This window comes from Plectonema cf. radiosum LEGE 06105 (assembly GCF_015207665.1).
In the GTDB taxonomy this organism is placed as follows: domain Bacteria; phylum Cyanobacteriota; class Cyanobacteriia; order Cyanobacteriales; family Nostocaceae; genus Rivularia; species Rivularia radiosa_A.
In genome coordinates, this window is sequence record NZ_JADEWL010000176.1 from 1 (window position 1) to 12,492 (window position 12,492).

The following is a 12,492-nucleotide window of genomic DNA, read 5'->3' on the forward strand; positions in this document are numbered from 1 at the left end:
GGATGGGGGGATGGGGGAGAGAAATAATTATTAGACATCTGGTGGAAATTAATTATGCGTCATCCAGAAACCTTGTAGAGACGCGAAATTTCGCGTCTCTACATTCTTTTTCGGAGATGTCTATTTATTAACTCATAACTCATAACTCCGGTGGTACTAACTCCTAACTCCTAATATCTATATCCCAATTTTCTAAAATCAAGCATATCTGCTGGTGTGACAACTTCTTTCATTGTTATCAATAAAGACTTAATGTTTCCTAGTCCATAATCTCCGGGTGTAGATAATCCTCCATCCCAGGGCCACATTGGGTCATGAAGATTATGTCCAAAAGGTACGTCTTTGGAGGGATAGAATTTTTCGCCTGTATGTCCATTATCTTGCCACTCTGCCCAAAGACGGTCTACGTTGGCATGAATTAACCAGAAAATCGGATCATAGGGAGAACTGGGAATGCTATCCATTGTACCCAAGATGCTAGTTTGTCTCATGGGGTTATCTTTATCGATGATACTACCGCCGATGACTGAGTGAGCGCAAGCGTGCAATGTCCAGCCTGGAATATATTGATTCTGGTTGTTGAGTGTCAATGCTCCTTCTATTAAGGCATTAAAGATTTCATAGTTATGGAATTTAAACAGTTGTTCGATTGATGCTTTGGGTATGGGATAATCACAAGGAGGCATTTTCACAAATCGGATTAAGTTTGAACCCAAGGAAGTCATTCTAATCGGGTCAAAGTGAATATTTTCGTTGAGTGTCCACTCAGCAAAATTACCACTTAAAACTTTACCTCCTGTAAATTTTCCAACTCCAGGAATATCAATTGTGCTTCCTTGACCGTTGGGTCCTAAAAAGTCTTGTTGCAATATTACATCTAATGCTTTGGGGTCAGTCCAATCCCAATAAGGAACGGTAACATTAGGCTCTATTTTCTGTAATGCTTGCTCAAATTGGTATAAAAATTGACGATGCCAAGGTAAAAATGCTGGTTGTGCATGAGCGGGATTTCCTTCGGCTTTACCTGTTGCTCCCAACTGTTTACGGAACCCCATTGTTAAGACGTGTTGCAGAACAAATTGATCGTAGAGGCTGATACTACTATCTGGTGGAAATGTATTTTTTAATTGTTTTACTGCTTTGACAAAAGTTTGTTTTTCTTTTGATGTGAGTTGAGTGACACTTTTGCGTATCTGGAGGTTATTTGAAACAGGTTGGGGATAAACTAGCTGTGGTATTTCTGTTGTTGGGGATGGGGGATGATAGTATTGTGAATTGGAAGTTATTTTGTAAATTATAAAAATTAGTACGGCTGTGATTATGGTAATTAGCGCAAATTTAATTAATGATATTTTTTTTAGCATTTTATTAAACGCAGAGGCAAGTAAAGGCAAACGCGAAGGTACGCAGAGTTTTGTATATTAATTATTCTCTGGAAAAGTTAATATTAGTAATACGATTGCTGCGATCGCAAATCCACTACTAACCATAAATGTTGTCTGAGAACCGAGTTTTTCCCATAATGTGCCTGCTAAAAGACTTGCGGGTAATAGTGCAATTCCAGTGACGAGGTTAATCATTCCGAATGCTGTACCTCGTAAGTTGTCGGGAACTTTGTCTGCAACTAAGGCTAATAATAAACCTTGAGTTTTACCTAAGTAAAGACCGCAAAGTGCAAAAAGTATCCAAATTTGCCAAGCTGTTTGAGCGATCGCAAAACCAAAATAAACTAAAGCAAATAATGTAAATCCGCTGACTAGTAGTCCTTTACGACCTATTCTATCTGAAAGTACGCCGATGGGATAAGCACTTAAGCCATAGGTAATATTCATGACTACAAAACTTAAGGGAATAAGATTTGTCGCAATTCCTATTTCTTTGGCTCGTAATAATAAAAATGCGTCGCTAAAGTTACCCAAATTAAACAACAGCGCTACTGCTAATAACATCCAATAATTTTTTCCCAAGCTTCTGAGAACCTTCCACTGTAAAGGATTGCTTTTCTGATCGGAGCTTCTAGGAGCTTCTTTTACGCCGAAAGTTAAAAGTGCGATCGCCATTAACCCTGGTATCGCAGCGCACCAAAATACTAAGCGAAAATTCTGATTTGAGTAGAATAATAATCCAGCAGCAATAAATGGTCCGCTAAAAGCACCAATGGTGTCCAGAGATTGACGCAAACCATAAGCAGCACCGCGTTGAGGAGGTGGAGTTACATCAGCAACTAATGCATTGCGGGGAGCAACGCGAATTCCTTTACCTACTCTATCAGCGAAACGAGCTAACAAAACCCAAGCTGGAGTAGTTGCGATCGCAAATAGTGGAGTTACCAATGCTGATAAACCGTATCCAGCTACAGCGAGTTCTTTGCGTCTTCCCCAGTAATCGCTAAGTGCGCCGGAAAATATTTTAATAATAGAAGCGGTAGATTCAGCAATTCCTTCAATTACACCTACTGTAACTAAATTTGCTCCTAAGACAGAAACCAGAAACAAAGGTAAAATAGACTGAACCATTTTAGAATTAACATCAGTTAGTAAGCTGACAAAGCCTAGAAACCAAACGTTACGAGGAAGCTTTTGAGCAAGTAATGCTTTCACGAGTTTTGATGGAGATTGTGGAAAGGACAGCGACTAATAGATTTACCGTTAGGATTTATATGTTTGGTGCGAATTTGTCCGAACTTATCTAAGGTATCAACTGCTGTGCCTTTTTCAAACCGTAAACTACCAGCTTCATCTCCGCCAAATTTTTTACACACAGCTTTATGATCTGCGACTAATTCAAAGTATGCTATGACAAATTTTTCGTGTGTAGATTCCAGTTCATCAGGCATATTCTTAAATGTAGGACTAAGCCTTTTCCACAACTGCATCAAAGTAGCGTGTTCCCAAGACATTAAACCACTAAAGTTGTCAGATTGAACGTAGGGAGGAGACATTTTTGGACGAATATGAGATTCATATTCCTGTTTACTAAAACTACCAGCTAGCTGCATTGATGCACCGCTAGCTAGCATTAAATCTGTTGCGGTTTCTAATTCGATTTTTGCTGTGACAATATCTCCCAATAGTAGACTAAATTCAAAGCGACGTAGACAGATAATTAATGCTTGAACATTAACAAAAAACGACCAGTGAAAACCTTTCCAAACTTCTTGTGTATCTACCATTTTCAATTTATTATTTGAACTTATTTTATTAAAAAACCTCTGTGTCCCTCCGCGTTTCCTTCTCTGCGAGACGCTTTGCGAACGCGTTCCTTTGCGTTGAAATTATCTTCCATAATTATTGAGATTCCTCTAATCTTAAATTATAAACTCTTGATAACAAACGAATATAGCTGATATATCCTGTTTTCTGCCGTTCAACTGCAAGTGAATCGAAATGATTATTTTGCTCATTTAACAAAACAAACATTCGATAAACGGCTAACATCAAACTTTTAGCAATACACAAAGCAGGTTGTTGAGTTTCTACATGATTTACGTCAAAATGACGGTCAAAATCTTGTATCTCCCAGCTTTTAAGAGCTAATTTAGTGGAAGATATTTTTGCCGGAAATACATTGGGAGAATCCAAATTGGATAAGGCATTTTTAATAATAACAACCGCAGAAAAAGCATCTACTTGTTTTAGTGCTTTCAATATCTGGCTAAGTGCTTGAGACAATTTAACAGTATCAGCTTCATTTAGTTGTTCATCAATAGGTAAATCCCAAGGAACAAGCAAATCAAGCTGAAGTTGATCGTAATGATTCATGTCCTCTAAGCACTATTAGTTTTAGGTTTTATTTAAGTATTAGAGGTAGATGCATCCATTTTTTTTCGTAAACTAAGAGGTCGCATATCCGTCCATACTTGTTTAATATATTCTAAACACTCTTGTTTTGTTCCTGTTTTTCCAACTGAACGCCAACCTAGTGGTATATCACGATATTCAAACCAAATTGAATATTCTTCTTCTTCACTAATTACCACAGTATATATAGTTGTATCTTCATTCATAATTAGTTATCAATTATTTCTAGATGTCCTTTACCAGTGAGTGTTTCTAATTCGATATCGGCAATACATTTTACGGGTACATAATTGAGTGTCAAATTACCAACTACATGAACAATACCAGTTTTTTGCTCGAAGTTAGCTGCACTTAAATCGGAAGCGTCTCTATCAAATTTTATTCCTAATTCTGTTCCTCCTTGAGTATTGGTGAATTTGATATGAATGTAACCGCGATCAATACTTTCTTTGAATGCGGTAACGGTTTTTTCTGGTTTAATGCTGGCTTCTACGGGATGCGAGCCTTGGGATAGTTTTTGTACTAGTTCGTTCATTATTTATCTTTTTTTATTTTTAAACGCAAAGGGACGCGGAGGTTAACGCAAAGGGACGCGGAGGTTTCATGAAAGTTGAATTTTTCCTATGCAGCTCGTAGGTTGGGTTAGACGCACTACAATATTTAATTATTAACGAATAAATGTGTTTTGCGTCGTAACCCAACGTTTGTTTTGAATGTAAGTTCGTTCATTATTTATCTTCTTTTTTTTCGCAAAGGAAGCTCGTAGCTCGTAGGTTGGGTTAGACGCACTACAATATTTAATTATTAACGAATAAATGTGTTTTGCGTCGTAACCCAACGTTTGTTTTGAATGTAAGATGTTGGGTTACGGCGCATTTATATCTTAATAATGATTATCAATATTATTCGTGCGCCTAACCCAACCTACGTAACTAACTACTAACAACTTCGTAGTTTTGAATGTAAGATGTTGGGTTACAGCGCATTTATATCTTAATAATGATATCAATATTATTCGTGCGCCGTGAAGCCAACCTACGTAACTAACTACTAACAACTTCATAATTAGGTATTTCAAATTCTAGAACTTTATGACAAAATTGTTTCCAATCGTCTGTTACATTGTCGAAAATAATATTTTCATCTTTATAAATTCCGTCGGTGACAACATAATTTTCTTGTAAATAAACAACCGAATCTTCTGCTAGTTCTTGATTTACTTCTTGATTTTCTTTCCATTGATTAAACTGGCGAAACTGTTTTAATAAGTATGCTTTACAGTATTTACCCATTGTTGCCATTGTTTATCTCCTGTAATTAATTATCCCCCCAACCCCCCTTGTTGAAGGCAGAGCTATAAATTATTAGTGGGGCTATACATAGCCTGCTGATTGTAATTCTTTTGCACTGTCTTTGAAAGCTTGAATAATATTGTTAATATCTTGTTCGGTATGGGCTGTGGAAAGAAATCCTCCTTTGTCACCTTGTCGTAAATGAATTCCTTTCATGAGTAGATGAAATGACATTAAATTTGTCGCCATTGGGGAAATATTACTCTGGGAATTATCTGCTGCAAAGAAGGAACCAAAGTGAGTATAAGTAAGAGGAATTCCTTCTTTTGCAAAGTAATTATTTAATTGTTCTACTAACTCGGATGTTCGCTGATTTAATTTTTTCTGTAGCTCTACTCCTTCTGCTTTCAAATGTTCAAGTACTGCTTTTGATGCTGCTAAGGCTAATGGGTGTTTACAAAAAGTACCTGCGAAAAAGGTTGTTTTTGTTTGGGGAGCAGAATCATCACCATAATTCCAGGTGCCACCATCGATACTATCCATGTAAGCAGCTTTCCCAGCAATTACGGACATCGGTAAACCGCCACCCACGATTTTACTGTAGGTAACGATGTCCGCATCAACGCCAAACCAAGCTTGTGAACCACCCTGATGAATGCGAAATCCTGTCACCATTTCATCAAAAATTAAAGCGATACCAGCCTTTGAAGTTACACTTCGTAACTGCTGTAAAAATTCTCTGGGCTGTAATTGGGGACAGCGACTTTGCACGGGTTCCACTAATACCGCTGCTAACTGGTTTTTATTTGCTTCAATTACTTTTAATGACTGGGGATTTCCATAATCAAGCACCAAGACGTTTTTCGCTACATCTTTGGGAATACCGGGTGCTGCGGGAACTCCTTTGGGACTAACGCTGTTTTTCAAACCCGATTGTATGGGACGCAATAAACCAGATATTAAACCACCATTGGCGATTTTTCCTTCTAGTTTACGACTTGCAGCTTGTTTGGCATACTGGGCAAATGTCGCTCTAATTAAGGTATTATCCGAGTGTCCGTGATAGGAATTGGTAAAAATAGCGATTTTATTGCGATTTGTTACGGTTCTTGCCATGCGAATCGCACTCATGATGGCTTCTGTACCCGTGTTGCTGAAAGTTGCTCGTTCTGTTTTGGTTAGTTCGCAGATGAGTTGAGCTACTTCACCAGCTAACTCAGCTTGGTATCCCATTGAGAAACCTTTATCCAATTGTGTGGCGATCGCCTTTTTGACAAACTCCGGATTGTGACCGAGTAAGTTAATTCCCAAACCCATTAAAATATCGGTATACTCGTTGCCGTCAATATCCCAGAGTTTAGAACCAGCAGCTTTTTCGACAACAACTGGATAGCATACCTCTTTTATTTCTGGAGAGAATCCTAATCCTAAAGAACTTTTATCTGCTAAAACCGGACGATAGGTTTGAGCGTAGCGTTTTGATGCTTGGGTTCGCTTTGTATAGGATGCGATTAAATTTTCTAAATGTTGTGTTTGTAAATTGGTTTTGTCTTTGGTTATTGTCATAGATAATTGGAAATAATATTTTTTTTAACGCAGAGGAGCGCGGAGGTTTACGCGGAGTCACGCAGAGGTTTTTTGAGGGTCTAATTTTTTCGACAGATGAAGTAAGCTGAGTGGTTATTATCTAATTCTGGTTTTCCTTCGAGGGTTTTAATTTCAATTTGGGTAAATCCAATTTCTTCTAATGCTGTTTTTATCTCAGATGGATAATATCCTCTAACTTCATAGGTGATTTCTGAGTGCTGCCAATCCTCCCACTGTTGAAAGTTAGATAATACTTTCAGACGAAATCTAGTTAATAATTTTAAGCTTAACAATTTATACAATAACTTTTTCAAACCACCGTTTCTTCTTCCCTTAGTTGGAGTTTGATACATAGTAACTTTAAAATTACCCATTCTTGTTGTAGAGTCATAATTTGGGGTGATGTACCAAGCAAGTTGGTTTTCTATTTCACCTTCTGCAACTTGACTATTCCACCATTTTTTCATTTGTTCTGCATGGTTTAAATCAAACATAAATAAACCATTCGGCTTTAATGCATGGTAAACGCTACTAAAAACACGATTTAGTTCGTCAATGCTCAAAATATGATTTAGCGAAGCACTACTAGAAACAACTCCATCAAAACGTTCTGAAACTTTAAAAGTGCGAGCATCTCCTAAAATAAATTCTCCCTGGGGTGCATTTTGATGAGCATAATCGAGCATCGCTTCCGAACCGTCTAAACCTATTACCCTGTAACCTTTCTGCAATAATGCTTGCATTAAATGTCCAGTTCCACAGCACAAGTCAAGTAATTCTGCGTCTTTTGGTAGATGTGGTAGTAACATAAGTTTTACTGGCTTCAGCTGCTCTAAACCATATGTCGGTCCCATTGTGTGGTTGTACAGCCAAGCCCAGGTATCGTATTTGGAATAGCGATCGCTCTTTACCATAGTAGTTGTGATGTTTGTCGGAAGTCGGTTTTACTTATTAAAATAAATTCTCAATAGGATGATTGAATCTGCGCTTCCTGATATTATTGCATAATAGTTTCTCGAAATACAGGTAAATAAGATTACAATATCTTGACATTTAATTTAATTGAGATACAAAATTTAACCTCACCCCCTTCCCCTCTCCTTGCGAAGCAGAGGGGAGCAGTACGGCGGGGTGAGGTTAAGCAGCTTATCACAGTCAAGCAAAAAACGCTATACTTGCTTGACATCTTCAGGACTTACGCAACGAAGATTTGTCATTGCGACCGGAACGCAGTGTAGGGAAGCATATGTCCGATAAGACATATACGTCGCTGCCGCTCGTAATGACGCAGTTATACTAAAAACGGTTTAAAACTGTCATTCTGAGCTAAGCGAAGAATCTCCGAGATACTTTGCTGCACTACGTTACGCTCAGTATGACATAAGTTCATATTTTACCCGTTTGCAGTATACGTTGGTATTGCGTAAGTCCTAATCTTTTCAAAATATCCCCTACTTAATAAAAGCTTTATAAAAAACACTTCTATAAACAGAAATTTATAGTAAAATTCACGTAAATATAAATTTGAGATTTATTGGCAATAGTCGCGAATATGCCTTGAATTTAGAAATTTGCAGCATTTTCAATACCGTCCCCGAATGCAATTAAGAGTCTCATAACTTTGATTCGTCCAAAGACGACTAGGTATGAATTTTAGTCTACTTCAGTAGACTTATGCTTTGGCTCCTTATAATTGATTCCGAGGGGGTTTTGAGAGCTTGCGTATTTAATCAAATGCGCTGGCTCGGTTTTGCATGGAAAAAGATAATATTTACATAACAGAAAATTAACAATGGTACAAGTTAGCCTTTCTACCTCTACTAATTATGATGGCGAACTTAACGCGCTCCTTGAAGACCAGGGGACAGCGTTAACTGTTAGCTTCTCGTTGGATGAACCTGCTCCCGAAGGTGGTTTGAAGGTTTATGTCGATAGCGATGTCGAGCAAATTGTCAATCGTCTGGATTTGCCAGGGTTTGGGGGTAATCCAATAGTTGAAAATATCAACCCGTCGTTGCTTGGGACTAATTTCGACAATTCTGGCTTTTACCTCACTATTGATGAAGGAGCGACTTCAGCGAGCTTTACGATTAATGTATTTGATAACGAAGAACCCGATACCTTCCAACCGGAAACTTTTGATGGCTTGGTAGAAGCGGTGTTTCAACTGAAGACTCAAGAGCAGGTGGATTCTCAAGATTTGGGGGATGTAGGCAACCTCAGCGATTATACAATTGATAGTAATGCCGCAACAAGTAGTGTGTTGTTTGCCGACTCAGAAAGCCAGCTTGCTGAGCAGTCACAACCCCCTACAACCCCCGAACCACCAGCGTCGGGTTTACCGTTAGTTAGTTTAAATACTGGTCCCGATTATTTGGTGGAAGAAGATGGGACGGTTTCGGCTCACGTATTTAACATCACTGGGGGGACAATACCTGAAGGTGGAATAGTAGTTGGAGTTAAAGCGGATAATTTAGGTGAATTTGATTTAGATGCAATTGAAGTTGGTAATGGTGGGGAAGTTGTCAACGTCCGAGAGGATGGTTTTGATATTCGATTAACTGATTTTACCACTTTAGTTAATCTTCCCGTTGCTGCTGATGGGGAAGCTGAGGGTGTAGAAACGGCAAGTTTTAGTTTGGAAGCAGGTGATGGGTATGAGGTGAATGAAGATTTAAGTGGTGGTGAGTTTACGCTGGTTGATACTCGTGCGGAAGTTCCTGCTAATTTTAGCGAGCCGAACGATATTATTTCTCTGGCAAGTAAGATTGAAATTAGCTCGGATAATCCAGAGGTCACAATTAATGAAACTGTCAAATTTGATATCGGCAACCGTTATCAAAATGAAGATGGCAGCTTTACCTATGTCGATGCTAGTGAAGATGTTGACTTCTACAAGTTTGATCTTAAAGCAGGTGATGCCATAGCGTTTGATATTGATGCTGGTGCTGGATTTGACGATAATCTTTCTATCTCTGAAGTCAATGCTATTGGCTTTTTACCCAGCGCTCCAGACGTTACTTTGAACGTTTATGATGCCCAGGGCAATATTGTAACCTACAGCGATCAAGGTGCAGGACCAGGTGAACTTTTTGCAACAGCGTTCGACCCCTATATAGAATTTAGAGCGCCCCAAGATGGAACATATTATCTTGGGGTAGCTGCCTTTCCCAATGGTCTTGAAAACCGGCGTGTTACTTTTCCAGATGCCAATCTTGGATATGACCCTTTTGTACCTGCAAGTGGAAGTGGGGAAGACTTCGGGGTAGATTTTCCTAATTTTGGTCAGTATGAACTAAATATTTCTCTCAACCCAGACAATCTTGTCCAGCTACCCAAACGCAACAGAAGTAACAATAACCCTCCAAACACAGTCGATTTGGCTCAACCAGGCGAACCAACAGTCTCATTGAATTTCTTGGATGTAACTCTTACACCATTTACTGATGAAGTAATCAGCGACGGTCTAGTCGAGAATCTTGATGATCGAGGTTCGGTTTTAGCCTTAATTTTGACAACAGAGGGAGAAATTCCAGAAGAGGGAATAGTTGTTACTGTCAACAGTGATATCTATTTGCGAGATTATTTCTCAGAGAACTCCTTGTTCACTACACCTTTCTCGCCAGGTGCTGAGCTCATTGATGTAGTTACTGATGATTCTGGTATCGAAACAGGATTTCAACTAAGAATCTTTGAAGCTGCTACTTATGTAGCATTTAATGCTAAGAATAGATACTACGATGGCTCACTCGAAAATGAAGTAGATAGTCCGGAAACTGCAACCTTTTTCCTAGAAGCAGGGGAAGGATATGGTGTTAGCCCCAGTAATAGCCAAATTACAACCACTTTTTACGACAGCTTAGAACAAGTTCCAGAACCCAGCGTCATTCCTGACGTGAGTATGACAATTAGCGAAACCGTGCTGATTGAATCTGAAGGAACAGAAACAACGCTGAATTTTAGCCTTAGCGAAGCACCTCCCGAAGAAGGCGTAGTAGTTTATGTCAAGGGGGCGGAAGGGCTTTTACCACAGTTTGGCGTGTTAAATGCTCAGGTCACTGGTGGTGTTTTCCCACTTGCTAATGGAGGGGTTACTGGTTTCTATTTCAAGATTACTGAGCAAGAGGCATCTATTACTCTACCAGTATTTGCAGACCCCTTTGATGAAGGTTTACAAAGCTACAGCTTTGCTCTGCAAGAAACTCCTTTGTACACAATTAATGGTGATGCGAGTGAAGTCAATTTTACCATTGCCGATACCCCAGATTCCTTACTAGAAGTTAGCTTGAGTAGCGATTCAGGTGTATTGGTAGAATTGGAAAATGCAGTAGGGCTATTGACCTTCAACCTGACTGCATTTCCAGAGGCAGAGGGCGTTACGGTAACAGTTGATGCTCCCAACTTATCGGAGTTTGATGTCGATGCATTGACCGTAACAGGAGGAGAAATTGCTGCAATCACAGATACGGGTTTCTCGCTCAATATTACTGATGCCACCGCTACAGTTGAGCTACCTCTGTTGTCAGATGGTGAAGTCGAAGGACTTAGAACAGCAACGTTCTCCTTGGTTGAAGGTGAAAGTTACCGAACCAGATTTGATGTGAGTGAAGCAATAATTACACTGGTAGATATTCCAGAACAAGTTCCTTCCCCAACCGAAGAGTCTGATTCTAATGACACGATTGCTCAAGCTGTTGACCTAAATCTTAATCCCGAAAATTCTAATGCTACGGTCAGGGCAAGGCTTAGTTCTCTTGAACCTAATGAAGATTTCTTCACTGATATCAAAGACCCAACAGAAGATGTTGATCTGTACTCCTTCAATTTGAAGGCAGGAGATACAGTTAAAATTGATGTTGACTCCATTCCTTTTGAGTCAGCTAAATTTCCAGGAATTGAACAACGTTTAGACTCCGAACTGCGGTTATTTGATGCCGACGGTAACGAGTTAGCCAGCGTCAACAACACAGCAGCCCCCGGTCAAGAATTTAGCCGCGATCCCTATCTTGAATTTACCGCATCAGAAAGTAGTACTTACTATGTGGGGATTAGCCAGCTTGGCAACCGCGACTATGACCCCTTAGTTGACAATAATCTAACCAGAGGTAGCGGCTGGATTTTCCCCGAAATTGGCGTTTTCTTCGGTGAATACGACCTCAATGTGAGTTTAACTCCGGGCAATGTCCCAGAACAACCCACTACTCAACCCGTATTCGGTTCCCTCGAAGGAGATACTATCGAAGTTGAAGGTAGTAATGGGTTGATTTTTGCTGGTAGTTCCGATGACTTAATTGACGCTTCGATTAGTAGCACGGGTAGTAACCGGATTTACGGTGGCAACGGTAACGATACTTTTATTCTCGGAAGTGGCGATAGCTTCGCTCGCTCCTTCGGAGATCGCCTTATCGGTGGTGCAGGTGACGACAAATTCTTTGCCATGAGTGGTGGTGATAATATTATTACTGGTGGAGCTGGTGCAGACCAATTCTGGATTGCTACTGCCGAAATTCCCGACTCCGCGAATATCATAACTGACTTTACTTTAGGTGAAGATGTGCTTGGTATCGCTGGCTTAGGAATCGGCTTTGATGATTTGAGCATTACTCAACAGGAAGATAATACCTTGATTGCTGCGAATGGTTCCGATTTAGCGATATTACAAGGTATTGGTGCAGCTAGCTTGAATGCGGATAACTTTGCGTTTGGTTAGGGAATAGTTAGGAGTTAGGAGTTAGGAGTGAGGAGTGAGGAGTTAGGAGTGAGGAGTGAGGAGTTAGGAGTGAGGAGTGAGGAGTTAGGAGTGAGGAGTTAAA

At 39.6% G+C, this 12,492-nt stretch carries 10 protein-coding genes; 1 reads left to right on the top strand and 9 read right to left on the bottom strand.

Annotation, left to right across the window (positions count from 1 at the left end):
• Window positions 1–170 precede the first annotated feature (170 nt).
• From IQ247_RS28515 to IQ247_RS28555, 9 genes are all read right to left on the bottom strand, one after another.
• A complete protein-coding gene (locus IQ247_RS28515) occupies window positions 171–1,364 on the bottom strand; it encodes a tyrosinase family protein (protein WP_193925132.1) in 1,194 nt (397 codons plus the stop codon).
• A 57-nt stretch (window positions 1,365–1,421) separates the two neighbouring features.
• A complete protein-coding gene (locus tag IQ247_RS28520) occupies window positions 1,422–2,600 on the bottom strand; it encodes an MFS transporter (protein WP_193925134.1) in 1,179 nt (392 codons plus the stop codon).
• Window positions 2,597–3,172: a 3-methyl-L-tyrosine peroxygenase-related protein gene (locus IQ247_RS28525; protein ID WP_193925135.1), complete on the bottom strand. Its 576-nt coding sequence runs from the start codon at window positions 3,170–3,172 to the stop codon at window positions 2,597–2,599. Before IQ247_RS28525 ends, IQ247_RS28520 begins: the two co-directional genes overlap by 4 nt.
• A 115-nt stretch (window positions 3,173–3,287) precedes the next feature.
• Window positions 3,288–3,761 carry a hypothetical protein gene (locus tag IQ247_RS28530; RefSeq protein WP_193925136.1) on the bottom strand — a complete coding sequence of 158 codons (474 nt, stop codon included), beginning with the start codon at window positions 3,759–3,761 and terminating at the stop codon, window positions 3,288–3,290.
• A gap of 32 nt (window positions 3,762–3,793) precedes the next feature.
• Entirely contained in the window at window positions 3,794–4,006 is a 213-nt protein-coding gene (locus IQ247_RS28535; RefSeq protein ID WP_193925142.1) for an MbtH family protein, read from the bottom strand.
• Window positions 4,007–4,008: 2 nt separating this feature from the next.
• Window positions 4,009–4,335 (bottom strand): MbtH domain protein, encoded by a 327-nt coding sequence (locus tag IQ247_RS28540; RefSeq protein WP_193925144.1) that lies wholly within the window; start codon window positions 4,333–4,335, stop codon window positions 4,009–4,011.
• 508 nt (window positions 4,336–4,843) lie between these two features.
• Window positions 4,844–5,101 (bottom strand): hypothetical protein, encoded by a 258-nt coding sequence (locus IQ247_RS28545; RefSeq protein WP_193925146.1) that lies wholly within the window; start codon window positions 5,099–5,101, stop codon window positions 4,844–4,846.
• 72 nt (window positions 5,102–5,173) lie between these two features.
• Complete coding sequence (locus tag IQ247_RS28550; RefSeq protein ID WP_193925148.1) at window positions 5,174–6,658, bottom strand: aspartate aminotransferase family protein; 1,485 nt, start codon at window positions 6,656–6,658, stop codon at window positions 5,174–5,176.
• A gap of 80 nt (window positions 6,659–6,738) precedes the next feature.
• Entirely contained in the window at window positions 6,739–7,593 is an 855-nt protein-coding gene (locus tag IQ247_RS28555) for a class I SAM-dependent DNA methyltransferase (protein WP_193925150.1), read from the bottom strand.
• Between the two features lie 878 nt (window positions 7,594–8,471).
• Between IQ247_RS28555 and IQ247_RS28560 the strand changes: the two genes are divergently transcribed.
• Window positions 8,472–12,389, top strand: coding sequence for a pre-peptidase C-terminal domain-containing protein (locus tag IQ247_RS28560; RefSeq protein WP_193925152.1), 3,918 nt, complete (start codon window positions 8,472–8,474; stop codon window positions 12,387–12,389).
• The last annotated feature ends 103 nt before the right edge of the window (window positions 12,390–12,492 follow it).

What these genes read in the sequence shown, in the direction of transcription:
- IQ247_RS28515 (WP_193925132.1), bottom strand. Translation starts at nt 1,364, where the DNA reads ATGCTAAAAAAAATATCATTAATTAAATTTGCGCTAATTACCATAATC.
- IQ247_RS28525 (WP_193925135.1), bottom strand. Translation starts at nt 3,172, where the DNA reads ATGGTAGATACACAAGAAGTTTGGAAAGGTTTTCACTGGTCGTTTTTT.
- IQ247_RS28530 (WP_193925136.1), bottom strand. Translation starts at nt 3,761, where the DNA reads ATGAATCATTACGATCAACTTCAGCTTGATTTGCTTGTTCCTTGGGAT.
- IQ247_RS28535 (WP_193925142.1), bottom strand. Translation starts at nt 4,006, where the DNA reads ATGAATGAAGATACAACTATATATACTGTGGTAATTAGTGAAGAAGAA.
- IQ247_RS28540 (WP_193925144.1), bottom strand. Translation starts at nt 4,335, where the DNA reads ATGAACGAACTAGTACAAAAACTATCCCAAGGCTCGCATCCCGTAGAA.
- IQ247_RS28545 (WP_193925146.1), bottom strand. Translation starts at nt 5,101, where the DNA reads ATGGCAACAATGGGTAAATACTGTAAAGCATACTTATTAAAACAGTTT.
- IQ247_RS28550 (WP_193925148.1), bottom strand. Translation starts at nt 6,658, where the DNA reads ATGACAATAACCAAAGACAAAACCAATTTACAAACACAACATTTAGAA.
- IQ247_RS28555 (WP_193925150.1), bottom strand. Translation starts at nt 7,593, where the DNA reads ATGGTAAAGAGCGATCGCTATTCCAAATACGATACCTGGGCTTGGCTG.
- IQ247_RS28560 (WP_193925152.1), top strand. Translation starts at nt 8,472, where the DNA reads ATGGTACAAGTTAGCCTTTCTACCTCTACTAATTATGATGGCGAACTT.